The sequence below is a fragment of the Streptomyces enissocaesilis genome, from assembly GCF_039533765.1.
Taxonomy (GTDB): Bacteria; Actinomycetota; Actinomycetes; order Streptomycetales; family Streptomycetaceae; genus Streptomyces; species Streptomyces enissocaesilis.
This window is the reverse complement of record NZ_BAAAUD010000039.1, coordinates 342,055-365,705: the sequence shown is the minus strand read 5'-3', so window position 1 is coordinate 365,705 and position 23,651 is coordinate 342,055. Positions and strand designations below refer to the sequence as shown.

Genomic DNA, 23,651 nt, shown 5'->3' with positions numbered 1-23,651 from the left:
AGGTCGCTCGGGCAGTGACTGCCCGAGCGACCTGCGCCGCTTCGTGCTGTGTGCTTACGGCGACCGGTGTCCCCCGTCGTGGGGCAGGCCGGCCGGGACCGGTTCCTGCGGTGGGGTCGGGGTGCCCGGGGTTGCCGGGGGCGTCGCGGGGTCGTCCGTGGAGACGTTGAGGTCGGTCAGCATCTGCCGGGTGAAGCCGAAGTAGTACGTGGCCAGGAAGCCCGCGACGTAACCGGCGACCAGCCCGGCGGCGTAGATCGCGGCGATCGTGGCCAGGCTCTTGTTGCCGTCCAGGAGGGGGAACAGGGCCCAGCCGGACGGGCCGATCGCCGTGGAACCCACCGAGTCGCCGAGCTGGTTGAGCAGGCCCACGACGCCGCCGCCGAAGGCGCCGCCGACGCATGCGGTGACGAACGGGCGGCCCAGGGGGAGCGAGACGCCGTAGATCAGGGGCTCGCCCACGCCCAGGAAACCGGGCGCGATCGCGGACTTGATGGTGCGGCGGATCGAGGTGTTGCGGGGGAGGCGGAGGTAGACCGCGGCGGCCGCGCCGACCTGACCCGCGCCCGCCATGGCGAGGATCGGCAGGAGGACGGTGAAGCCCTGCTGCTCGATGAGGGTGGCGTGGATCGGGATGAGGGCCTGGTGCAGGCCCAGCATCACGAGGGGGAGGAACAGACCGCCGAGGACGAAGCCGGTGGCCACGCCGCCGGTGGCCAGCAGCCAACCCGCGAAGTCGCCGATGGCCGTGGAGATCTCACCGGCCACGAACATCAGGCCGAAGACGGTGACGAGGCCGGAGACCAGGACGGTCAGGGTGGGGGTGACCAGGACGTCCAGGGACTCCGGGACCCAGCGGCGGCACCATTTCTCGACGTACACCCCGAGGACCGCCGCGCCGAGCGCACCCAGTACGCCGCCCTGGCCCGGTGAGAGCGTCCGGCCGAAGGCGTCCACGTGGGCGACGCCCGGGAAGACGATGATCGCGGCGACCGCGCCGCCCAGGATCGGAGTACCGCCGAACTCCTTCGCGGTGTTCAGGCCGACGAAGACCGCGATCAGGGCCATGAAGCCGGTCGCGATGGCGGCGAGGGCGGGGGTGACGGCGGCGAGCCAGCCGAGGTTGATGAGGAGGCCGTTGAGGCCGGCGATGATGCCGCAGCCGATCAGGGCCGGGATCAGCGGGACGAAGATGTTCGCGATCCTGCGCAGGAACAGCTTGAAGGGGGTGGCGTTCTTCGCCTTCTGCCGGTCCTTGAGCGCGGCGCCCTGTGCGGCCAGTTCGTCGGCCGTGGGGGTGGGGGGTGTGGAGGTCGTGGGGGCGGGGGCGGCTGCCCGTTCCTCCGCCACCAGGGCCTCGAACTCCGGGGTGACCCGGGCGACCGTGCCCGGTCCGAGCACGATCTGGTACGTGTCGTCCTCGACCACGCCCATGACGGCGGGCAGGGCCTTCAGCTCCTCGTCCCGGACGAGGGAGCGGTCACGCAGGCCCAGGCGGAGCCGGGTCATGCAGTGGGCGATGGAGGTGACGTTCCCCGCGCCTCCGACGAGCGGAAGGATCGCGGCGGCGGTGGCGCGGTTCTTGGGTTCGGTCATGGTGCGGGTGCCTTGCTGTGCGGGAGGGGGGAGGAGGTGCGGGTGGTTCAGGTGGTACGGGCCGCCTGGAGCGCGGCGCGCAAGTGGCCCTGCGCTTCCTTGAGCAGAGCTGTGGCCGTGGGGCCGTCGGTCCCTGCGAGGAGTACGAGGATGGCGTTCTTGACCTCGCCGTCGGTGGCGGCGAGCGCGGCCTCGATCTCCGCGTCCTGCGCACCCGTCGCCAGGGCGACGATGCGGCGGGAGCGGGCGCGCAGCTTCTCGTTGGAGGCGCGGACGTCGACCATGAGGTTTCCGTACGTCTTGCCGAGCCGGATCATCGTGATGGTCGAGATCATGTTGAGGACGAGCTTCTGGGCCGTGCCCGCCTTGAGGCGGGTGGAGCCGGTGAGGAGCTCGGGGCCCACGACGACCTCCAGGCCGTGCTCGGCGGCGGCCGCGAGCGCGCTGTCCGCGTTGCAGGACAGGCCGATGGTGAGGGCGCCCCTGGCGCGGGCGTGCTCGACGGCGCCGATGGCGTAGGGGGTGCGGCCGGAGGCCGAGACGCCGACGACGGTGTCGTCCGGGGTGAGGGCGAGGGCGTCCAGGTCCGCCGCCGCCAGTTCCCCGGAGTCCTCCGCGCCCTCGACGGCCTTGACCATGGCGGTCGGGCCGCCCGCGATCAGGCCGACGACCTCGGACGGGTCGGTGTTGAAGGTGGGCGGGCACTCGCTCGCGTCCAGCACGCCGAGCCGTCCGGCCGTGCCGGCGCCCGCGTAGACCAGGCGGCCGCCGCGGGCCATGCGCTCGGCGGTGGCGTCGATGGCGGCGGCGATCCGGGGGAGCTGGACGGCGACGGCCTCGGGGACGGTGCGGTCCTCGCCGTTCATGATGCGGGCGATCTCGGCCGTCGGGAGGCGGTCGATGTCGGCGAGCTCGGGGCGGAACGCCTCGGTGGTGAGGGTGGCGAGCTGGGCGCGCAGTTCGCCGTAGGTGCGGGAGTCCGTGTCCGTGCCGGAGTCCGTGTCCGTGCCGGAGTTCGTGTCCGTGCCGGAGTTCGCGTTCGTGCTGGTGGAGGTCATGAAGAGTGCGGCTCTTTCTGGTCTTCCCGTCGTACGGGCTGCTAACGGTGGTTGCCGCGCGGGGTGTGGCGGTGCGCGAGGGCTTCGTAGGAGGCGGCGAGGGCGGGGGCGGCCGTGTCGTACGTACGCTGCGCCACGCCTATGAACAGGCAGTCCACGACGAGGAGTTGGCTCGTACGGCTGGACATGGCGGCCGGGCGCAGTTCGCTCTCGCGGGCGGTCGAGGTGGTGAGGACGTGGTCGGCGTACTGCGACACGGGCCCGTCCGGGCGGCCGGTGATCGCGACCGTCGTCGCCCCTCGGTCGAAGGCGACGCGGAGCGGTTCTATGACGTCACCGGTCGACCCCGAGTGCGTGATGGCCACGGCCACGTCGCCGGAACGCAGCTGCACGGCGTTGGTGACGGCGAGGTGCGGGTCGGTGTGCGCGTGCGCGATGAGGCCGATGCGCAGCAGCTTCTGGGCCAGGTCCATGCCGACGAGGGAGGAGGCGCCGACGCCGTAGATGTCGACGCGGCGGGCCCCGGCGAGGGCGGCGACGGCGGCGCCGAGCTGGACGGTGTCCAGGCCGGCGGCGGTGTCGGCGAGGGTCTGCTGCTCGTCGTACGCCAGCTTGGTGACGACGTCCGCGATCGGGTCGTCGACGGCGATGTCGGCGGTCACGGCGGGCGCCCGGCCCGACTGCTGCTGCGCCGCGAGCCCGGCCAGCGCGAGGCGCAGGTCGCGGTAGCCGGGGTAGCCGAGGAGGCGTGCGGTACGGACGACGGTGGCCTCGCTGGTGCCGGTGAGCTCGGCGAGACCGGTGACCGTGAGGGCGGAGCAGCCGGCCGGGTCGGCCGCGACGGCCTCGGCGACGCGCTGCATGGAGCGGGTCATGGACGGGGCGAGGGTCCGTACCTTGGCGGCCAGGGCGGCGGGGGCGGGCGGGGCGGAGCCGCTGCTCTTGCTGCCGGTGCCGGCGGCTGGGACGGCACCGGTGAAAATTTCCTTCACTTCATTGGTCACTCTTGAAAGATATTTTCGGTCCGGTGGGTCGTCAACCCCGCGTCCGCCCTGTGCGGGGCGCGGGACAATGGCCTCATGGAACCCGTCGCGTCCCCGCTCGAACAGGCCCTGCACATCGCCCGCGCCCTGGTCATGGCCGACCTCACGGCCCGTGACGTGGCCCAGGCGGATGTCGTGTCGATGGTCGAGGACGCGGTCGCGCAACGCCGGTGGTGGGTGGAGCAGTGGCCCGAGGGCACGGCGTACGTCACGGGCCTGATAGCTCAGGACGTGCAGGACGCGCTTCTGGAGCGGTACGGCCGCTGGCCGCTCTGCCCGGTCTGCGCGGACGGGGAACCGCACGCCCTGGAGGTCGAGCCGGAGCTGGGGGCCGACCCGCACTGGGTGTGCGTGAAGGCGGCCGTGATCGTGGCGCCGGTCGGCAGCCTGACATGACGGTGTACATCGACCCGCCGACCTGGCCGGGGCACGGCCGTATGTGGTCGCACCTGGTGAGCGACGTCTCGTACGAGGAACTGCACGCGTTCGCGGCCGCCGTCGGGTGCCCGGCGCGGGCGTTCGACCGCGATCACTACGACGTGCCGGACGTGCGGTACGCGGACGCGGTGGCGGCGGGGGCGGTGGAGGTCGGCTCGAAGGAGTTGGTACGCCGGCTCACCGCGGCGGGGCTGCGGCGGCCGAAGGGACGGCCGGCGCCGGAGTGACGGGCGGGGCGGGAGTGACGGGCGGGGTGGCCGGCGCCGGAGTGACGGGCGGGGCGGGAGTGACGGGCCTTCCCCGACCCGCCCTTCCCGCTGTGACACTTCGCGGCTCCGCCGCGTGAGGGACGCTGCCCCGGACCCCGGTCCTCACACTCCCCCGGACTTCGTCCGGGGGTCCGCCAACGGGCTGGAATCGCCGCCGCTGGTGTGCCGCGCGGCCTCGGGCGCCGAACCCGCGATCAGGCGTGAGCCGCCCGCGCGCTGGAGCCGCAGCGAGAACGCCACCGCCACCAGGGCCAGTACCGTCATCGCCGCGCCCGCCCACGCCGTCGAGGAGAAGCCGAAGCCCGCGTCGATCACCGTGCCGCCGAGCCAGGGGCCGCCCGTGTTGCCCAGGTTGAACGCGGCCGTCGTGGTCGCGCCCGCCAGGGTGGGGGCCGCGCCGGCGACGTTGAACATCCGGGCGTTGAGGGCGGGCGCCGTGTAGAACGCGGAGAGGCCGAGCAGGAACGACAGCGCCACGGCCACCACCGCGGTCGAGGCGAAGAGGGCCAGCACGGCCAGGAAGACCGTCGAGGCCGCGACACCGCTGATCAGTACGCCGAAGAGGTGTGCGTCGGCGACCCGGCCGCCGATGGTCGTACCCACCAGCGCGCCGATCCCGAACAGCGCCAGGACCGTCGGCACCCAGCCCGCGTCGAGGCCCGCCACGTCCGTCAGCAGCGGCGCGAGGTAGCTGAAGGCACAGAAGACACCGCCCGCCGCGAGCGCCGTGATGGTGATCGCGAGCCAGACCTGGCCGTCGCGGTAGATCGCCAGCTCCCGCCTGAGCTGCGGCTTCTGGGCGGGCAGCGGGATGCGCGGGATCAGCGTCACGACACCCACCAGCGCGACGGCCGAGGCGGCGCCCACCGCCCAGAACGCCGACCGCCACCCGAAGTGCTCGCCGAGGAACGCGCCGGCGGGCACGCCGAGCACGTTCGCGATGCTCAGGCCGCCGATCATGACGGCCATCGCCCGCGCCCGGTGGTTCACCGGCACCATGGCGATGGCGACCGCCGCCCCCACCGCCCAGAACCCGGCGCAGGCGAAGGCGCTCACGACGCGCGAGACGAAGAGCAGCTCGTACGTCGGGGCCAGCGCGCCGGCGACCTGCCCGAGGCCGAAGACCGTGATCAGGGTGATCAGGGTCGTACGGCGGGGGAGGCGCAGCGTGGCCACGGCCAGCAGGGGGGCGCCGACCACCATGCCGATGGCGAAGGCCGAGATCAGCAGACCGGCCTGGGGGATGGACACGCCCATGTCGTCGGCGATCGGCGGCAGCAGCCCGGAGAGCATGAACTCGCTCGTTCCGAGGGCGAAGACCGCCATTCCGAGTATGTACACGGCCAGGGGCATGCGGGTGCGGTGATCGGCGGAGACAGGCATGGCAGTTGAAAACACCACTGACGGCGCTCGCATTCCCGCCGGTGGTTCCGGCGGAGTTCCGGGCCGGGTGCTCCGGGGCGGGTGCTGCGGGCCGGGTGTTCCGGGCCGGGTGCTGCGGGTCAGACGGTGAGCAGGTCCAGCTCCGTCGTCAGGTTCTGCCGCGCCCGCGCCTCCCACTCGGCCCGCCCGTGCGGCGTACGGAACAGCGTGGGCAGCTCCAGGAGCTGTCGCAGTACCGCCGCGCGGCCCTCGCGGAACGCGTCGTCGGGGACGAAGCCGTACTCCTCGCGCACCGCCGCGGCGTAGGCGGCGTACGACGCCGGGGGCGCGGCCAGGATCGCCAGGTCCGCGTCGCACAGGGCCTCGCCGTTGGTGTCGCCCGGGGCGGGGTCGTGGCCGGCGGTGAGCCGCACCAGGCGGGCGACCTCGGCCGTACGGGTGCCGTCGAGCCCCAGCTCGGACAGGGCGCGCTCGGCGAGTACGGCGCTGCGCTCCTCGTTCTCGGAGCGGTCGGGGCGGTAGACCGCGTCGTGGAACCAGGCGGCGAGGCGGACGGCGGCCGGGTCGTCGGCGTGGGGGGCGAGTACGTCGAGGTGGTCCAGGACCGCGACCAGGTGGTCGATGGAGTGGTAGCGCCGCTGCGGTTCGGACCAGCGGGCGAGGAGGTTCTCGGCGTACGGACGGGGGTCGGCGGCCCGGCCGTCGTCGCCTCCGCCTCGGCCTTCACCTCCGCCTCGGCCTTCACCTCCGCCTCCGTCGTCGCCTCCGCCTCCGGTGGGGACGGTGTCCAGCCAGCGGCGGATCAGGTCGTCGTACGCGGGATGCCGGTCGTCGGCGGGGGTGGCGGCCGTGGCGTTCATGCCCTTCATTCTGCCGTCGGGTGTGCCGGTTCAGGAGGGGGCCCGGTCCGTTCCCGCCGTGTCCCCGCGATGTCTCTGCGGTCTTCACCGGCGTGCGTTGATGCGTCGGCGGGGCGCGGGCTCTAGGGTGGACATTGGACTAGACCTGTAGTCGTTGTTTTCCCGAGGAATGGGGTCCCATGAGCAACCGTGCAGTCCTGGAGGTGATCGCCCTCGACGCGCAGGACGCGATCGCCGCCCAGTCCGGAGGGGCGGACCGGCTGGAGCTGGTCACCGACATGGCGGCGGACGGCCTGACCCCGTCCCGCGAGACCTTCGGACGTGTCCGCGCGGCGGTGGACATCCCGCTGCGCGTGATGCTGCGGCTGACGGACGGATTCGCCGCGGGGGACGTCGACGCGCTGGTGCGGGCGGCGCTGGGGATGCGCGCGGAGGGGGCCGACGAGTTCGTACTGGGCTTCCTCGACGCGGACGGGAATCCGGACCTGGTCACGGTCGAGCGGGTCGTGGCGGAGATCGAGGGATGCCGGTGGACGTTCCACCGGGCGATCGACCGCGCGGCGGACCGCGACGCGCTGCGCAAGCGGCTCGCGGAGCTGCCCGGCCTGGACGCGTACCTGACCGCCGGTGCGGTGGAGGGCGTCGACGCGGGCCTGCCGGTGCTCGTGGCGGAGGCGGCGAGGCGCGGCACCCCGGGGTACGAGCCGCAGATCCTGGTCGGGGGCGGCCTGCGCCTCGACCACCTGCCGGAGCTTCGGGCGGCGGGCATCGACGCCTTCCACATCGGCGGGGCGGCGCGGCCGGGGGGCTGGGCGGAGCCGGTGTCGGCGGAGGCGGTTCGGACATGGCGGAGGACGCTGGACGCGTAGTGGGGGGCGGGCGCGGGGTGCGGGGTGGTGGTGCGCGGAGCTGTTCCCCTGCCCGCGCCGCTGTCGACCGGCTTTCCGCCCGGACGGCAGAGAACCCCGGGTCTCGTGAAAGGTGTTCACGAGACCCGGGGTTCTCTGCGGAAGAGCTTCAGGACCGGGTGCTGTGGCTCAGAGTTTCAGCGGACGCTGCCGAGGACGGGCAGTGCGGGGGCGTCGGAGTTGTCGACGACGGCGGAGTGCTTCATGTCGTGGCACTGGTTGGCGCGGGCCTCGTCGAGCACCTCGATGGTGATGAGGGCGTCGATGTCCTGGATGGTCGGGCAGACGTCGTCGATGATGTTGATGTTCGACTCGTACGACGGCTCGTCGTGGGCGATCGCCGGGGAGGCGGTGAAGCCGGTGGCGGCAAGCGTGAGCAGAGAGCCGGCGAGCACCTTCTTGGCGTTCATGCGATGAGCCTTTCAAAAAGGAGAAGGAGGGAGTTCTGGCGCCGCGGAGACGCCGATGTAACACCTAACGTCACAATCGGCGGGGAGTTGCGGTTCCGGCACGGGAGTGCCCTGGTTTGCCGCCCCCTCGCTTCGCCAGAGACGCATCGACTACGCGAACGCCGGTTCTCATGAGGCCCCGTCCGTGCGCTGCCCCCGTGGTGCGTGGGCGGGGCTCTCACTACGGCAGACGAGACTTCGAGACCCCCGCAGATGGGCAGAGCAGTTCCGATCACCCCGGCCTTCATGACCTGGGGTACGCGCACCGGGTATTTCGCCACGAGTGGTCAGGCCGCACCGTCACGCTTCGGTGCCCGGCAACGTGGTGCAAGCGACTGGTGTACGTGGACAGCCACCTACGGACAACCCTGCATTCCCCGATGCCGGGTTCCAGAGCAACAGCGGCTCCGGAACGACGCTCTACGCGTGCCCCGAACACGCCGTGAGGCACGGGGCGGGCGGGACCGGCCCCCGAGGACGGGCTACGCGCCCCGTGGGTAGCGGAACGCCCCGTCCGGACCGTGCGCCGGACGGGCTGGGAGCTGCCGCGCGGCACACATCCAGTGCGGCCCGCTCAAGCCCCTCCGGCGACTGGGGACACGCCCGAAGGGCGTCCGGGCCCCGGGTGGAGCCCCGGTTGCCCGAGGGCCGGTGGGAGAGGGTCCCGGTGGACGATGGTGAGGCCCGACACCGCTCGGGTCAGCGCCACGTACAGCCGCCGCAGCCCCGTCCGCTCGTCCGGCTCGCCCTCCACCACCGCCGCCGGTTCGTCCAGCACCACGTAGTCGTACTCCAGGCCCTTCGCCAGCGACGCCGGCACCAGCGTCAGCCGCGCCTGCGCCGTCGTCTCCTCGCCGGGGGAGAGGTACGCGTGGCCCGCAGCGGCGAGGGCCGCCGCCAGCTCCGGGACGCGCGCGTCCGCCGCGATCAGTCCCGTCGAGCCCTCGTGGCGCAGCGCCTCGGCACAGGCCGACACCACCGCCTCGGACACCGCTGCCCCGGGCTCCACCCGCCGCACCGACAGCGAGCCCGGACTCTCCCGCACGGACGAGACCGGCGCCAGCCCCGGCGAGATCGACGGCAGCAGCCGCGACGCGTACGCGATGACGTCGCGCGGCACCCGGAAGCCCGCCGTCAGTTCCTCGACCGCCGCGTCCGGCTTGCCCAGGTGCCGCAGCGCCTCGGCCCAGCTCGCCGTGGCCCACGGCGTCGTGCCCTGGGCCAGGTCGCCCAGTACCGTCGCCGAACCCGTCGTGCAGCGGCGGCCCACCGCGCGGTACTGCATCGGCGACAGGTCCTGCGCCTCGTCGAGTACGACATGGCCGAGCGAGTGCGTACGCGAGACCAGGTCGCCCGCCTCGTCGATGAGCACCGCGTCCGCCGCCGACCACTTCGCCGACCTCACGCTCCTCGGCGGCCTCGGCCACAGGATCGTCCTCTGCTCGTCGGCGCTCAGCAGCCCCTCGGCGTGCTCCGCCAGGAACTCCGCGTCCGACAGCAGCCGCAGGACCAGCTTCGCCGGGTCGACCGCCGGCCAGACCGCCTTGACGGCCGCCTTCACCGCCGGGGCGCGGGCCACCGTGTCCTGCACCCGGTCGTCGGGCGCCTCGCCCGCCTCCTCCATCCGTACGAGCACCGCGTGGGCGATGCGCTGCGGCAGCGCGTCGCGGGCGGCGCCGTAACGGATGTCCCGGGCCAGCAGCTCGGCCACGATCTCTTCCAGCTCGTACGCCGGGACCCGCCAGCGGCGCGAGCCGCGCACCACGACCACGGGCTCGGTGGGGACGCCGACGTGCGAGCGCAGCGCCCGCCGCAGGACCTCCGCCATCCGCGCGTCGCCCTTGATCACCGCGGCGCCGGCCCCGTCCGCGCCGCGCACCTCGGCGTGCGGCGCCACCAGGTCGTCGACCGTGGCCTGCTTGACCTCCAGCTCGCCCAGCGCGGGCAGGACCTGCTCGATGTAGTGGAGGAAGGACTTGTTCGGACCGATGACCAGGGTGCCGGTCCTGGCCAGCCGCTCGCGGTGCGCGTAGAGGAGGTACGCGACCCGGTGCAGGCCCACCGCCGTCTTTCCGGTCCCCGGCCCTCCCTGCACGCAGACGCTGCCGGACAGGCCCGACCGTACGATCTCGTCCTGCTCGGGCTGGATCGTCGCCACGATGTCCCGCATCGGGCCGACGCGCGGGCGCTCGATCTCCGCCTGGAGCAGCTTGCTGGTCCGCTCCTCGGACTCCGCCGGGTCGGAGAGGTGCTCGTCCTCGTACGCCGTGAGCTCACCGCCCGTGTAGCCGAAGCGGCGGCGCAGCCCGACGTCGAGCGGATCCTTCCGGGACGCCCGGTAGAAGGGCTGGGAGACGGGCGCGCGCCAGTCGACGACCATCGGGTCGCCGGCCGCGTCGTGGACGTGGCGCCGGCCGATGTAGAAGCGTTCCCCCTCGGCGCCCTCCGCCTGATCCGCGCCGACCCGGTGGAGGTAGTCGAGGCGGCCGAAGAACAGCGGGGTGTGGGAGAGATCGGCCAGCGACTTGATGCGTTCGTCGATCTGGGCGCCGAGGACGGCGGCGTTCACCCAGTTCGCGGTGACGTCGCGGATGTCGAGGGCCTCGGCGTCCTCGCGCATGGCGCGCAGCGCGGCGCGCGAGGCGGCGAGGTGGGCGCGCTCACGGCCCAGGGGGTCGCTTTCGGGGTCGGGCCCGGGGTTGCTTCCGGGCTCGGGACTGCTCCGGGGCTCGGACTCGGGCGTAGGGGCATGGCTGGGACCGGGCGCGGACACGGTGTTGCCTCCGGGGGATCACGGCGTGGGCCGGCCGGTTTCCGTCCGGGCGGCGGCGCTCCACGGAGGGAGGCGGGAAGACCGGGGATTGTAGCCGCAGTGCCGCGCCGCGGGCCAACGGGTTTTCACCCCGGTGGTGGCTCCCGGAGCCGGTTGCCGGGTGGGGTCGGGACGGGGGGCGGGGCGGGTCGGGGTCAGGGTGGGGTCGGGGTCGCGGTCGGTCCTCAGGAGGAGGGCGGTGGCCCGGAGTTCAGCCCGTAGACCGTTGTGCGCAGAATGTCCGGCCTTCATGCTGGAGGCATGGCTTCAGCGATCCTCACCCCAGGCCCCTCCGCCCGCCACAACCGCCCCGCCGGCGCCACCGCCACAGGCGCGGCCCCCCACCCCGGCCACCGGATCGGCGCCGCCCTGCGCGCCGTCAGGGTCTTCGCGGGCGCAGCGTTCGGCGTGGCCGTCCTCGGCGAGTACGCGCAGGAAGCGGGCGTGAAGCGCCGCTGACCACGCGGCTCCGCAAGGCCGCCCGGCGGCCCGCCATCCACTAGGGTCGCGGCCGTGGAACTCCGCAGCGTGACCCCCCGATCACCGGACGTACCGGCCCGGACGCCCGCCGGCATCACCGGCACCACCGGTGCCGCCGGCACCACCGGCGCCGCCGGCATCCTGCTCGCCGTGTCGCTGGCCGCGCTGGGCGCGCTGTGCGTACTCCAGCACATCCCCATGGTCGACGCCCTCGTCTACCGGGCGGAAGGCGCGGCGGTCGCGAACGGCACCGACCTGTACGGGTTCACCGTCACCCAGTGGCAGCTGCCCGCCACCTACCCGCCGTTCGCCGCGATCCTCTTCGTGCCGACCACCTGGCTGCCGCTGGGCGCCCTCAAGATCGCCTTCGCCGCCGGCAACGCCGCGCTCCTCGCGCTCCTCGTCCACCTCTCCTGCCGGTTCGCCCGGCTCCCGGCCGCGCCCGCCCTCGTCCTCGCGGCCACCGCGGTCGGCCTGTGGCTCGAACCGGTCTTCCAGACCATCCTCTTCGGCCAGATCAACCTCGCCCTCGCCTGCCTGGTCCTGTGGGACCTGACCCGTACGGACGACGCGATCGGCAAGGGCTTCGCACTCGGTGTCGCGGCGGGCGTCAAGCTGACACCCGCGATCTTCGTCGTGTACTTGCTGCTGACGGGGCGGGTGCGCGCCGGCCTCACCGCCCTCGCGTCGCTGACCGGCACGGTCCTGCTCGGGGCGCTCGTCCTGCCGCACGCCAGCGTCGACTTCTGGACCCGCAGGCTCTTCGAGACCGGCCGGGTCGGCAAGGCGTGGATTGTCGACAACCAGTCGCTGCAGGGGATGCTGGCCCGCGTCCTGCACACCCCGGAACCGGGTCCGGTATGGCTCGCGGTCGCGGCGGGCGTCGCGGTGGCTGGGCTGTGGGCCGCGCGCCGGGCGGCGGTCGTGGCGGGCCGCGAGCCGTGGGGCGTGCTGGCCACCGCCGCGACGGGGCTGCTGATCTCACCGATCAGCTGGTCGCACCACTGGGTGTGGTGCGTGCCGGTGCTCGCGGTGCTCGCCGCGGAAGGGCGGTGGAGGGCGGCCGGAGCGGTGGCCGTCGCCTTCACGGCGCGCACCCTGTGGCTCGTGCCGCACGACGGGGCGCTGGACCTCCGGATCCCGTGGTGGCAGCAGCCGTTCGCGTCCCCGTACCCGCTGCTGGGGCTGGCGCTGCTGGTGTACGCGGCGGCGGGACCGGCGCGTGCCGGGCGGACCCCTGCCCCCTCTCTGCCCCGCCCCGCCCCGGCCCGCACCCGCAGCGGAACGACCGGCCCGGCCGCCTGGCTCCTCGCCCCGCCGGACGGACCGGAACCCCGCCCTCCGTCGGACGGGACCACCGGGCGGGACGAAGCCGTCCGGGCGGGCAGGGTGAGTGCGCCGGGCGAATAGGGCCGGCGGATGAAGCGGCCCGGCGGGCGAAGTGGCCCGGCGCCTGCCGGAATAGCCCCGGGAGCAAGGGAGTTGGAAGCGGGGAACTCACTGATTCCCCCGGGCCGCGGCCGGCTCCACGCCCCTTCGGCGGGCGCGCCCAGGGGCCGAGACCGGAGCAGACATGACCACCGACACACCCCGTGGCACGGACCGTTCGTTCCTCTTCGTCCTCGGCAGCTCCCGCCCCGACGGCAACACCGAGATCCTCGCGCGGGCCGCCGCCGAGCAGCTGCCCGCCGGTGTTCCGCAGCGCTGGGTGGACCTGGCCCGGCTGCCGTTGCCCGACTTCCAGGACGGCCGGCACGAGACCGAGACCTGGCCCGTCGGGGAGAACGAGGAGACGCTGCGGCAGGCCACGCTGGCGGCCACCGACGTCGTCATCGCCTCGCCGCTGTACTGGTACACCCTCTCCGCGCAGGCCAAGCGCTACCTCGACTACTGGTCGGGCTGGCTGGGGGACCCCGGCTCGGACTTCAAGGAGCGGATGGCCGGCCGGACCCTGTGGGGGGTGACGGTCATGGCGGACGACGACGAGGTCGTCGCCGACGGGCTGACGACCACCCTCCACCACTCGGCGGCGTACCTGCGGATGCGGTTCGGCGGGGTGCTGTTCGGCAACGGTTCCCGGCCCGGTCAGGTCCGCGACGACGAGCGGGCGGCGATCCGCGCCAAGACGTTCTTCCAGCGCGAGGCCCCGCTCGCCCGGTTCCCCCACGAGGAGGAGGCCGGGCGGCAGCAATAGCCGGATTGGGCTCGCGGCCGGGTCCCGGGTCCCGGGTCCCCTGGCCCGGGGACCCGGGGCCGCGTCAGGACGCGGTGCCGTCCTCCGCCATCAGCTCGTCCGCGTCCACGATCCGGTACGCGTAGCCCTGTTCCGCCAGGAACCGCTGGCGGTGCGCCGCGAAGTCCTGGTCGATCGTGTCGCGCGCGACCACCGAGTAGAAGTGGGCCTGGTGGCCGTCCGCCTTCGGCCGCAGGACCCGGCCCAGGCGCTGCGCCTCCTCCTGGCGGGACCCGAACGTGCCCGACACCTGGATGGCGACCGTCGCCTCCGGCAGGTCGATCGAGAAGTTCGCGACCTTCGACACGACGAGCACGCTGATCTCGCCCTGCCGGAACGCCTCGAACAGCTTCTCGCGCTGCGCGTTCGGCGTCTCGCCCTTGATGACCGGTGCGTCCAGGTGCTCGCCCAGCTCGTCGAGCTGGTCGATGTACTGGCCGATGACGAGGATCTGCTGGCCGGCGAACTTCCGTACCAGCGCCTCCGTCACCTTCCGCTTGGTCGCGGTCGTGGCGCAGAAACGGTACTTCTCCTCCGCCTCCGCCGTCGCGTACGCGAGCCGCTCGCTGTCGGTGAGGTTGACCCGTACCTCGACGCAGTCGGCGGGCGCGATGTAGCCCTGTGCCTCGATCTCCTTCCACGGAGCGTCGAAACGCTTGGGACCGATGAGGGAGAAGACGTCCGACTCGCGGCCGTCCTCCCGCACGAGCGTCGCCGTCAGGCCCAGGCGCCGCCGCGCCTGGAGGTCGGCCGTGAACTTGAAGACCGGCGCGGGCAGCAGGTGCACCTCGTCGTACACGATCAGACCCCAGTCGCGGGAGTCGAAGAGCTCCAGGTGCGGGTAGACGCCCTTGCGCCTCGTCGTCAGGACCTGGTACGTCGCGATGGTGACCGGCCGGATCTCCTTGCGCGTACCGCTGTACTCGCCGATCTCCTCCTCGGTCAGCGACGTCCGCTTCACCAGCTCGTGCTTCCACTGGCGGGCCGAGACGGTGTTCGTGACCAGGATCAGGGTCGTCGCCCTGGCCTGCGCCATCGCGCCCGCGCCGACCAGCGTCTTGCCCGCGCCGCAGGGCAGGACCACGACGCCCGAGCCGCCGTGCCAGAAGCCCTCGACGGCCTGCTTCTGGTACGGGCGCAGCGCCCAGCCGTCCTCCGCGAGGTCGATCGCGTGGGCCTCACCGTCGACGTAACCCGCGAGGTCCTCGGCCGGCCAGCCCAGCTTGAGCAGCGTCTGCTTGATCTGGCCCCGCTCGGAGGGGTGCACGGCGACCGTGTCCGCGTCGATCCGGGCGCCGACCAGCGGCTGGACCTTCTTCGAGCGGAGGATCTCCTCCAGCACCGGGCGGTCGGTGGTCGTCAGGACGAGGCCGTGCACGGGGTGCTTGGAGAGGGTCAGGCGGCCGTAACGGTCCATCGTCTCGGCGACGTCGACGAGCAGCGCGTGCGGCACCGGGTAGCGGGAGAACTCGACGAGCGCGTCCACGACCTGCTCGGCGTCGTGCCCGGCGGCCCGCGCGTTCCACAGGCCGAGCGGCGTCACCCGGTAGGTGTGGATGTGCTCGGGGGCGCGCTCCAGCTCGGCGAAGGGCGCGATGGCACGGCGGCAGGCGTCGGCGCGCTCGTGGTCGACTTCCAGGAGCAGGGTTTTGTCGCTCTGGACGATGAGGGGTCCGTTCACGCGGGTTTCGGCCCTTTCTGCGGCAGGTCGGCCCGTACGGCCAAACGTCCAGTGTGCCGTACCGCGTGCGATACGGGTCGGGAGCGCGGGTAGACGGACGTCCATGACAGCTGAAGCGGAACTTCGTGCCCCCTGGTGGCGGACGGCCCTGCGGGCCCTCGCGGTGGTCGCGGCCTTCGTCGGACTCGTCCTGTTCTCGGCCGTACTGGCACGGCTGACGCTCGCCCCCTCGCACGCCTCGGAGGACCTGGTCACCACCAATCTGACGCCCGGCGCCTCGCTGCGGCAGTACGCCGAGGACTACACCTTCCTCGCCGCGTGCAAGCAGATAGGCGGCAACCTCCTGCTGGGCATGCCCTTCGGGCTGCTGCTGCCGGTGCTCGTGCCGCGCTCGCTGCGGCTGCTGCGCGTGGTGGTTCTCACGGTGGTGGTGATGGTGCTGGTGGAGCTGGCGCAGGGCGCGATGGTCACGGGCCGGGCGTTCGACGTCGACGACGTGATCCTCAATACGACGGGCGCGCTGATCGGCTACTTCCTCCTCGGCCGCCGGATCGGCCGCGCGGTGCACACGCGGCGCCCGCCGCGCGGGGCGCAGGACGCGGGGGACACGGTGCCCTCCGGCAAGTGACCGTGCCAGGACCGGTCCCCGGCTACGGGCTGTCCGCCAGTTCCGCCACGCCCGTGATCCGGTGCAGGGGGTAGGTGCGGACCTCGTCCGCCGTGTGGTCGTACGCCGTCACGAAGCCGCCCTCCACCCGCACCGGCGCGATCACGCGCTGGCTCGCCGCGCCGTCCGCGTTGACGTATCCGATCCACACCGCGGAGCCGGTGAGGGCGGCGGCCTGGACCGTGGCGAGCGTCTCGGCGGACGTGGTGCGCGGCAGCTCGCCGGGGGCCGTCGCCCCGGTTCCCGGCACGGCCGTCGCCGGGGTCTCCTTGCGTACCGCCGTGGACGCCATGTCCCCGGCCCGGATCGCCCGCAGCGCGGCGCCCAGCAGCGTGTCGTCCGGGATCGGCGGTCCCTCGGGGACGGGCGCGGGGGCGGTGCGCGGCGGGGTGCGGTAGGAGTGGGCCCGGGTGATCAGCACGTCTCCGGCCGCCGACTCGGCGGCCGGCGCGAAGCCCATCGTGCGCAGCCCTTCGAGCAGCGCCGCCGGGTCGGCCTGCGCCGCCAGCACCGTGGGCGCGAGGCGCCGCAGGCCCAGCGGCTGCGACCGCTTGTCGGCGAGGATCTCGCCGAGCATCGCGTCGTCGTCGCAGCGCACGTAGGCGGAGGCGGCGCCGACCCGCAGGTGCCCGTGCTTCCTGGCCACGTCGTCGATGAGGTAGCTGAGCGGCTGCGGTACGGGCGTACGGCTGTGCTCGGCCAGGAAGGCGTGCAGGTCGGACGCGGCCCGCCCGGCGTCCAGCGCGCGGCGCACGGACGCGGGCGTGAAGCGGTACACGGTCGCCCCGCCCTTCGACTCCACGTCGGCGAGTACGTCGAGGGTGTCCGCGAGCGGCCGTCGCAGCGGCCCCGGGGCGACCGCGGTGAGGTCGGCCTGGAGGAGTACGTGGTCCAGGGGTTCCGGGATGAACGGCGCGAGCAGCTCGGCGGCGCGCGCGGCGGCCGCGGCGTCCCCGGCGCCGGTGGAGGGGGTGGCGGGGGCGGGTGCGGTGGCCATCAGTGCGCGGCCGTGGGAGGAGAGCGCGCCGCGTCCGGTGACGCCCAGGAGCTCCGCCTCGGTGAGGGTCCACAGCGCGATACGGGACCGCAGGTCGCCGGGGGTGCCCGTGGAGGGCCCGGTACCCCCGGCGCCGGTACCCGCCCCCCGCAGCGGCCGTTCCCAGCGCAGCCGGGCCAGCACCTGCTCGGGGGCGGGCACGGCGCCCTCGGGGAGGGCGGCGAGGAGACCGAGGACGCGGCGGCGCACCTCGGGGGCCGCCGCGCGGTCCAGGTCGGGGCCGAGCGCCGCCAGCACGCGGCCCTTCGTGTCCTGGCCGCCGACCAGGCCGGCCGTGCGGGTGGCGTGCAGCCAGGCGGTGGCGAGGCGGGTCCACCGGTCCTGCGGCGGGAGGCCGAGCCAGTCGTCGTACGCGGGCGTGGCGGCGTACCGCTCGGCGGCCTCGCCGTCGGACGCCAGCAGCCCGGCCGCGTAGGCGAGTTCGATCCAGAAGGCGGCCGTCTGCTCGGGCACGTCGAGCGCGGCGGCCGTCCGCTTCAGGTCACGCACGCTCAGACCGCCGGAGCGCAGGACGGCCGGGCCGCCCTCGTTCCAGTCCTTGAGCAGTTCCTCGACGGTGGACAGCGCCGTGTACGCCTGGCCGGCGGCCGTACCGTCCACGACCCGCGGGCTGTGTCCGGCCAGGGGCTCGACGGCGGGCGGCACCGGCTCCGGCACCCGGTGCGCGCGCCCGGCGCGCAGGTGCAGCGCGGCCTCGCGCGGCAGCACGACCGTCCGCAGGCTCGTCGGCAGGAGCAGCCCCCGGTCGCGCAGCCACCGCACGGGCGGCGCGGGGTCGGAGGTCACCTCGCCGTACGGCGGCCCCCACACCAGCCGCTCCAGCACCATCAGCGCCTCGGGCGGGGCCGTGTCGAGCAGCGCGGACATGCGCGTGCGGTCGCTGAAGAGCGCCGCCAGGGCCGTCACCGCCGACACCGGGTCGTGGGTGGGCGGCAGTCCGGCCGCCGCGAGGGTCTCCTGCCAGCGGCCCGGCGACATCCCGGCGGTCGCCTCGGCGACGGTCGGGCCCAGGCCGGTGGGGGACGGGTGCGCGGGGGAGGGGGCGAGCAGCTCGCGCGCCGTGCGCACCAGGCGCAGCCGGTCGTCGGCGCCCCAGAGCAGGGCCTGTCCGCGCAGCGTGGCGACGGCCCCGGGCAGCGCCGCCTCGACCCGGGGGTCGCCCTCGTCGCCGGTCATCAGCGCGCGCAGCGCCTCGTACGGAGCCGGGTCGGGGGCCACCGCCAGGGCCTCGGCGGCCTGGAGGGTGAACCGGTCGAGCCGCTCCAGCGCCCGTACGACGGAGGCGCGGGTGCCCGCCCGGGTGGCGAGCTGCGACACGTCGCCGGGCACCGGCGAGAGCAGGTCGGGCCGGGCGCGCAACAGCGCGGCCAGCGACGCGTCGTCGCGGGTGCGCAGGGCTTCCGCGAGCGTGCGCGGTGGCGTTGCGCCTGATCCTTCGGACACGTGCGCCTCCTGGTTGCGCTCGCCGGTCCCCATCCGCCCCACGGTAGCCGGTGTGGCGCTACGGTCGGTGCAGGCAGTTGGAGGTTGGAGGGCGAGGGGACGGAACGGCGCGTGGGGATCGAGAGCGATCAGCTCGTCTACGACTATCTGAGCCGGGTCGGCGACCTGGCGCAGCAGCACAAGCTGCCCGCGGCGACGCGGATGCGGCTGGTGGCCACGTTGCGCGACGAAATCGACCGGCAGCGCTCCGGGTTCGGTACGCCGGACTCCCCCGCGGCGGTACGGCGCATCCTGAACCGGATCGGGCCCCCGGCCGATCTGGTGGCGGCGGCGTCGGGCGGCGCGATGCCGGAGCCGGGGCCCGCGGCGCGGCAGGCCGTACTGCCGGAGCAGCGCGACAAGCCGGCGGAGGGCGGCGGGCGCGGCGGGCGCGGCCGGTGGGTTCCGCGGCCCCGCGGCCGGGACCACGAGCGGGCGGACGCGGTGGGCGCGGCGGACGGGCCCGTCGCTTCGCCGCCCCACCTCGCGGGGTCGGACGAACTCGGCCCGCAGGGCGGCGAACCCGACTGGTGGCGCGTCGAACCGGGGCCGCTCGGCATGGGTACCACCGTGCCGGGGTTCGTCGGCGGCGTGGAGATCCCCGAAATACTCAAGCCTCCGCCGGCCGAGGACGAGGCCGAGGCCGATGAGGGCGAGGGCGAGAGCGGCGCCGGTGGCGGAGCGGGCGTCGAGGCGGAAGTTCCTCCGGGCCGCCGCCGGTTGCGGGTGCGGCTGCGGCGTCGTACGGCCGGGCAGGGCGAGGCGGTGGTGGCGGCGGCCGCGGTGCGCCGGCCTGCCCATGTCCTGCTCCTGCTCGCCGCCGCGCTGCTCGTCGTCGGCGCCGTCCTCGGCAACTGGCTCGCGCTGGGCGGCGGCTGGCTCCTCGCGTACGCCTCGCACCGCCTCAGCCGCGCCGAGGCGAAATGGGTGGTGCTGGGCCTGCCCGGACTGGTCGTGGCGGGCGCGGCCGTGTGGCTGTGGGGCCGGACCGAGGGGCGGTGGGGCGAGCCGCTCGCGCGGGACGCGCTGGGCGAGGCGGTCTCGGGCATGTGGCCCGGGGTCGTACGGACGGCGGCCGTCGCCTCCGCGCTCCACCTGGTGTGGCGGGCGCGGAGGCGGTAGGCGCCCCTACTTCTTCGTGAGGTGGGCCCGCATCTCGTCGAGGATCTGGTGGGCGGCGGTGTAGCCGATGCCCTGGATCCACAGCTCGTCGTCCACGCCGAAGACCTTGCCCGCCCTGGCGGCGGGCATGTTCTTCCACAGGCCGCTGTTCAGGGTCTGCGTCTGCCTGGCCTTCTCCGGGTCGCCGTACGTCGAGTGGAAGACGACGTCGGCGCCCTCGCCCGCGAGGTTGATCTTCTCGGGGCTGACGTCGTACGAGAAGCCGTCCTTGGCCTTGTCGGTGATGGCCGGGCGGCCGAGGCCGACGTCGGCCAGGACCGTCGCGATGTAGTTCTGCCTGCCGTAGATGCGGATGTCCGCGCCTTCGATGAAGCGCACCACGTTGACGTCGGTCTTCGCGGCCCGGTCCTTGCCGCCGATCGCTTCGGTGACCTTCGCGGCGTGCGCGGTGTAGTCGGCGACCGCCCGCTCCGCTTCGGCCTTCTTGCCGAGCGCGTCGGCGTGGACCTGGAAGTTCTCCTTCCAGGGGTAACCGGTGTTCTCCGTCATCACGGTCGGCGCGAGCGCCTTGAGCTCGTCGTACAGGGCGCCGTGCCGGATCCTGCTGGTGAGGATCAGGTCCGGTTCGAGGGCGGCGACGGCCTCCAGGTTGGGGGTCGTCATCTCGCCGACGTCCTTGATGCCCGCGACCTCGTCCTCGGGCAGGTAGCTCAGGAAGCCGGGCCCGGCGGTGGTGTGCGTCGCGCCGACCGGCTTCACGCCGAGGGTGATCGCGGAGTCCAGCTCGGCGGTGTCCAGGACGACGACGCGCTTCGGGCTGTCCGGGACCCTCACGTCGCCCATGGCGGTCTTGACGGTGTGGGTCCTGCTTTTGGCGGAGGCCGACGGCTTGCCCTGGTCGGAGGATCCGCAGGCGGAGAGCGCGAGGGCGGCGGTGACGGCGAGGGAGCCGGCGGCGAGGCCGCGGCGGCGGAGGGTTCCGGTCATGGGGCGGGCGCCTTTCAGGTGGTCCGGGCGGGGCCGGCGGGGTCGCGGGGCGGGGCGGTGCCTTCGGCGGGGGTGCCCTCGGGGGCGGGGGCTTCGGGGTCGGTGCCGCGCCGGGGCGTCTCCTCGGGCGCCGAACGTCCGGGTACGGGTGTTTCTTCGGGGTGGTGGCGTTCGGCGCCCGGCGCGTCCCCTCCCGGCACCGCGTTGTGCGGGGCGGCGGGTCCCGGGCTCCACGGTGTGCCCGGGATCACCAGGGGGGAGCCCGTCACCGGGTCCGGGACCACGACCGACGCCAGGCCGAAGACCTCGCGTACGAGGTCCGCGGTGACGATGTCGTCCGGGCGGCCCTCGGCCACGATGCGGCCTTCCTTCATGGCGATCAGGTGATCGGCGTACCGGGCCGCCTGGTTGAGGTCGTGCAGGACGGCGACGACGGTGCGGCCCCGGTCGTGGTTGAGCCGGCGGACGAGGTCGAGCACCTCCACCTGGTGGGAGATGTCGAGGTACGTCGTGGGCTCGTCCAGGAGGAGGAGGTCCGTCTCCTGCGCCAGGGACATCGCGATCCACACGCGCTGACGCTGTCCGCCGGAGAGCGCGTCCACGGGGCGGTCGGCGAGTGCGGTGACGTCCGTGCGCGCCATGGCGTCCGTCACCGCGCGTTCGTCCTCGTCGGACCACTGCTGCCACCAGTGCTGGTGCGGCTGGCGGCCGCGCGCGACGAGGTCGGCGACGGTGATGGCCTCGGGGGCGACGGGGGTCTGGGGCAGCAGGCCGATCGACCGGGCGATTTTCCTGGTCGGGATCCTCGCGAGTTCGGCGCCGTCCAGCAGCACCGCGCCGGTCCTGGGCCTGAGCAGCCGGCCGAGCGCGCGCAGGGTGGTGGACTTCCCGCAGGCGTTCGGGCCGATGATGACGGTCACCCGGCCGTCGGGCACGGCCAGGTCGAGCCCGTGCACGACCGTACGGTCCTCGTAGGCGAGCGTCAGCCCGCGCGCGGTGAGCCTGCTCACGCCTTGCCTCCAGTGCGGCCTTTGACGATCAGCCAGATCAGGTACGGGGCGCCGACGGCCGCTGTCAGCACGCCCACCGGCAGTTCGGTGGGCGAGAGGAGCCGGCGGGCCGGCAGGTCCGCCAGTACGACGATCAGCGCGCCCGTCAGGGCCGAGCAGAGGAGTGGGATCTGCGCGGTGCGGGTCAGGCGGCGGGCGATCTGCGGGGCGAGCAGCGCCACGAAGTCGACGGGGCCGGAGGTTCCGGTGGCCACGGAGGCGAGCACGACTCCGGTGAGGACCAGGCCCAGGCGGACGCGTCCCAGCCGTACGCCCAGCGCGGTCGCGGTGTCGTCGTCCACCGACACCGTGCGCTGGGCGCGGGCGGCCCAGAGGACGGCGGGGAGCAGCGCGAGGAGCACCCAGCCCAGGAGGGCCGCCTCGTCCCAGCCGCGGCCGTTGAGGGAGCCGGTCATCCAGATCTGCGCCTGCTGGGCGACGAGGTGGTCGCCCTTGGTGAGGAAGAGGTGCGTGACGGAGCGCAGGGCGATCGCGAAACCGATGCCGATCAGCACGAAGCGGGTGGCGTGCAGTCCGCCACGCCAGGCGAAGGCGTAGACGAGGGCGGCGGCGAGGATTCCGCCGGCCACGGAGAGGTAGGGGAGTACGGCGTAGGAGGTGATCCCGAAGGTCGTCGCCCCGACGGTGAGGGCGCTCGCGCCCTGGCTGATGCCGATGATGTCGGGGCTCGCGAGCGGGTTGCGCGCGACGGTCTGGATCAGTGCGCCGGCCACGCCGAACGCCGCCCCGACGAGCAGTCCGACGGTCATGCGGGGCAGGCGGAGGGTTCCCACGACGAGTTCGTCCGACGAGGGCCGGCCGAAGAGGACCTTCAGCACTTCGGCGGGCGGGACGTTGCTCTCGCCGACGCAGAGGTACGCGACGCACGCTCCGGCGAGCAGGAGCGCGAGCGCGCCGGCGACGGCGGCGGCCCGCCGGTGCAGCAGGAAGCGTCCCCGTCCGACGCGCACGAGCGCGTATCCGGTGGGCCGCATCCCGACCGCCGCGCTGTTCGTGGTCACGCCGGCACCGCCTTCCGCCGTACCAGGGCGACCAGGAACGGCACGCCGATCAGCGCGGTCATCACGCCCGCCGGGACCTCGCTCGGCGGGAAGACCACACGGCCCGCCACGTCGGACACCAGCAGCACGACCGGGCCGATCAGCGCCGCCATCGGCAGGACCCACCGGTGGTCGCCGCCCACGACCGCCCGCGCGATGTGCGGGACCGCGAGGCCAACGAAGCCGATCGGGCCGGCCGCGGCGACGCCCGCGCCGGTCAGGACCGTCGCGCCGACGCCGCCCACGATCCGTACGGCCGCGACGTTCTGGCCGAGGCCCTTCGCCATGTCCTCGCCCAGTGCCAGGGCGTCGAGTCCGCGCGCGACGCAGAGGACGAGGACCACACCGAGCAGCAGGAACGGCCAGATCCGGCCCACCACCTCCGCGTCGCGGCCGGCCACCGACCCGACCTGCCAGAAGCGGAACTCGTCGAGCGTGGCTGCCTGTGTCGTCAGGACCGTCATCGTGACGGAGGCGAGCAGCGCGTTGATCGCGGCGCCGCCGAGCGCGAGCTTCACCGGGGTCGCGCCGCCGCGCCCGCTCGCCGCGACGGCGTACACCGCGACCGAGGCGAGGGCCGCGCCCGCGAAGGCGAACCACACGTACCCGGACAGCGAGTGGATGCCGGCGAAGGCGATCGCGAGGACCACGCCCACGGACGCGCCCTGGCTGATGCCCAGGATGCCGGGGTCGGCGATCGGGTTGCGGGTGATGCCCTGGAGGACGGTCCCCGCGAGCGCCAGCGCGACGCCGACCATCAGGCCGATGACCGTGCGCGGCACCCTCATGGTCCGTACGACCTCGGTGGCGTCGCTGTGACCGCCGTTGAGCAGGACGTCGAGGACGGTGGACGGGGCGATGGAGCGCGCCCCGACCGCGAGGCTCAGCAGGACGGAGACCAGCAGGGCCGCGACAGCCGCGGCCGTCCAGCCGACACGGCGGGCCACCAGGGCGCGCCCGGGACGGCTGGTGACGGCTCGCATCTGGTCCCATCCGCGTCCGAAGGTTGGTAAGGC

20 protein-coding genes and 1 pseudogene are annotated in these 23,651 nt (G+C 74.0%); 8 read left to right on the top strand and 13 right to left on the bottom strand.

The features are described 5' to 3' along the window. Positions 1-54: 54 nt before the first annotated feature. From ABD374_RS20030 to ABD374_RS20020, 3 genes are read right to left on the bottom strand one after another with little or no spacing between them, the layout of a single operon-like run. Positions 55-1,596 (bottom strand): PTS transporter subunit EIIC, encoded by a 1,542-nt coding sequence (locus ABD374_RS20030; protein WP_344496923.1) that lies wholly within the window; start codon positions 1,594-1,596, stop codon positions 55-57. 47 nt (positions 1,597-1,643) lie between these two features. Then, on the bottom strand, positions 1,644-2,654 hold the full coding sequence (gene murQ, locus ABD374_RS20025) for an N-acetylmuramic acid 6-phosphate etherase (protein ID WP_344496922.1): 1,011 nt from the start codon (positions 2,652-2,654) through the stop codon (positions 1,644-1,646). 41 nt (positions 2,655-2,695) lie between these two features. Further along, positions 2,696-3,658, bottom strand: coding sequence for a MurR/RpiR family transcriptional regulator (locus ABD374_RS20020; protein ID WP_425577278.1), 963 nt, complete (start codon positions 3,656-3,658; stop codon positions 2,696-2,698). A gap of 75 nt (positions 3,659-3,733) precedes the next feature. Here ABD374_RS20020 and ABD374_RS20015 point away from each other — a divergent pair, with 75 nt between their 5' ends. After that, positions 3,734-4,093, top strand: a complete 360-nt coding sequence (locus ABD374_RS20015) for a hypothetical protein (RefSeq protein ID WP_344496921.1) — start codon at positions 3,734-3,736, stop codon at positions 4,091-4,093. Next, positions 4,090-4,362, top strand: coding sequence for a DUF4031 domain-containing protein (locus tag ABD374_RS20010; RefSeq protein ID WP_344496920.1), 273 nt, complete (start codon positions 4,090-4,092; stop codon positions 4,360-4,362). The genes ABD374_RS20015 and ABD374_RS20010 overlap by 4 nt, the downstream gene beginning before the upstream one ends. A 144-nt stretch (positions 4,363-4,506) precedes the next feature. On the opposite strand, the gene ABD374_RS20005 is transcribed toward ABD374_RS20010, so the two are convergent. Next, positions 4,507-5,757 (bottom strand): Cmx/CmrA family chloramphenicol efflux MFS transporter, encoded by a 1,251-nt coding sequence (locus ABD374_RS20005; protein ID WP_344496948.1) that lies wholly within the window; start codon positions 5,755-5,757, stop codon positions 4,507-4,509. A 149-nt stretch (positions 5,758-5,906) separates the two neighbouring features. Beyond that, the gene (locus ABD374_RS20000) at positions 5,907-6,647 is read right to left on the bottom strand and encodes an HD domain-containing protein (protein WP_344496919.1); all 741 of its coding nucleotides are present in this window, start codon (positions 6,645-6,647) and stop codon (positions 5,907-5,909) included. 179 nt (positions 6,648-6,826) lie between these two features. Between ABD374_RS20000 and ABD374_RS19995 the strand changes: the two genes are divergently transcribed. Beyond that, positions 6,827-7,516 carry a copper homeostasis protein CutC gene (locus ABD374_RS19995; RefSeq protein WP_344496918.1) on the top strand — a complete coding sequence of 230 codons (690 nt, stop codon included), beginning with the start codon at positions 6,827-6,829 and terminating at the stop codon, positions 7,514-7,516. 176 nt (positions 7,517-7,692) lie between these two features. On the opposite strand, the gene ABD374_RS19990 is transcribed toward ABD374_RS19995, so the two are convergent. Together ABD374_RS19990 and ABD374_RS19985 are read right to left on the bottom strand one after the other, a co-directional pair. Beyond that, complete coding sequence (locus ABD374_RS19990) at positions 7,693-7,965, bottom strand: hypothetical protein (RefSeq protein ID WP_344496917.1); 273 nt, start codon at positions 7,963-7,965, stop codon at positions 7,693-7,695. A gap of 613 nt (positions 7,966-8,578) precedes the next feature. After that, entirely contained in the window at positions 8,579-10,777 is a 2,199-nt protein-coding gene (locus tag ABD374_RS19985; protein WP_425577277.1) for a HelD family protein, read from the bottom strand. Between the two features lie 300 nt (positions 10,778-11,077). On the opposite strand from ABD374_RS19985, the gene ABD374_RS19980 reads away from it, so the two are divergent. The 3 genes from ABD374_RS19980 to ABD374_RS19970 all read left to right on the top strand — a co-directional run bounded on the left by ABD374_RS19980 (position 11,078) and on the right by ABD374_RS19970 (position 13,490). Next, positions 11,078-11,275, top strand: coding sequence for a hypothetical protein (locus tag ABD374_RS19980; RefSeq protein ID WP_344496916.1), 198 nt, complete (start codon positions 11,078-11,080; stop codon positions 11,273-11,275). A gap of 162 nt (positions 11,276-11,437) precedes the next feature. Next, positions 11,438-12,706, top strand: a complete 1,269-nt coding sequence (locus ABD374_RS19975) for a glycosyltransferase 87 family protein (protein WP_344496946.1) — start codon at positions 11,438-11,440, stop codon at positions 12,704-12,706. A gap of 163 nt (positions 12,707-12,869) precedes the next feature. Then, on the top strand, positions 12,870-13,490 hold the full coding sequence (locus tag ABD374_RS19970) for a flavodoxin family protein (RefSeq protein ID WP_344496915.1): 621 nt from the start codon (positions 12,870-12,872) through the stop codon (positions 13,488-13,490). A gap of 64 nt (positions 13,491-13,554) precedes the next feature. On the opposite strand, the gene ABD374_RS19965 is transcribed toward ABD374_RS19970, so the two are convergent. After that, the gene (locus ABD374_RS19965) at positions 13,555-15,210 is read right to left on the bottom strand and encodes a DNA repair helicase XPB (RefSeq protein ID WP_344496914.1); all 1,656 of its coding nucleotides are present in this window, start codon (positions 15,208-15,210) and stop codon (positions 13,555-13,557) included. Between the two features lie 103 nt (positions 15,211-15,313). On the opposite strand from ABD374_RS19965, the gene ABD374_RS19960 reads away from it, so the two are divergent. Beyond that, the gene (locus tag ABD374_RS19960; protein WP_344496913.1) at positions 15,314-15,838 is read left to right on the top strand and encodes a VanZ family protein; all 525 of its coding nucleotides are present in this window, start codon (positions 15,314-15,316) and stop codon (positions 15,836-15,838) included. 22 nt (positions 15,839-15,860) lie between these two features. Here ABD374_RS19960 and ABD374_RS19955 read toward each other — a convergent pair whose 3' ends face one another. Continuing rightward, the gene (locus ABD374_RS19955) at positions 15,861-18,410 is read right to left on the bottom strand and encodes a helicase-associated domain-containing protein (protein ID WP_344496912.1); all 2,550 of its coding nucleotides are present in this window, start codon (positions 18,408-18,410) and stop codon (positions 15,861-15,863) included. A gap of 78 nt (positions 18,411-18,488) precedes the next feature. On the opposite strand from ABD374_RS19955, the gene ABD374_RS19950 reads away from it, so the two are divergent. Next, complete coding sequence (locus ABD374_RS19950; RefSeq protein WP_344496911.1) at positions 18,489-19,538, top strand: hypothetical protein; 1,050 nt, start codon at positions 18,489-18,491, stop codon at positions 19,536-19,538. 6 nt (positions 19,539-19,544) lie between these two features. Here the strand turns inward: ABD374_RS19950 and ABD374_RS19945 are convergent, their stop codons facing one another. From ABD374_RS19945 to ABD374_RS19930, 4 genes and pseudogenes are all read right to left on the bottom strand, one after another. Continuing rightward, positions 19,545-20,525 (bottom strand): ABC transporter substrate-binding protein, encoded by a 981-nt coding sequence (locus ABD374_RS19945; protein ID WP_344496910.1) that lies wholly within the window; start codon positions 20,523-20,525, stop codon positions 19,545-19,547. Positions 20,526-20,722: 197 nt separating this feature from the next. Next, positions 20,723-21,535 (bottom strand): annotated as a pseudogene (locus ABD374_RS19940) (ABC transporter ATP-binding protein); the annotation flags it as partial. Beyond that, positions 21,532-22,569, bottom strand: coding sequence for a FecCD family ABC transporter permease (locus tag ABD374_RS19935; protein ID WP_425577283.1), 1,038 nt, complete (start codon positions 22,567-22,569; stop codon positions 21,532-21,534). The gene ABD374_RS19935 and the pseudogene ABD374_RS19940, both read right to left, overlap by 4 nt. A 23-nt stretch (positions 22,570-22,592) precedes the next feature. Further along, positions 22,593-23,618: a FecCD family ABC transporter permease gene (locus ABD374_RS19930; protein ID WP_344496907.1), complete on the bottom strand. Its 1,026-nt coding sequence runs from the start codon at positions 23,616-23,618 to the stop codon at positions 22,593-22,595. Positions 23,619-23,651 lie beyond the last annotated feature (33 nt).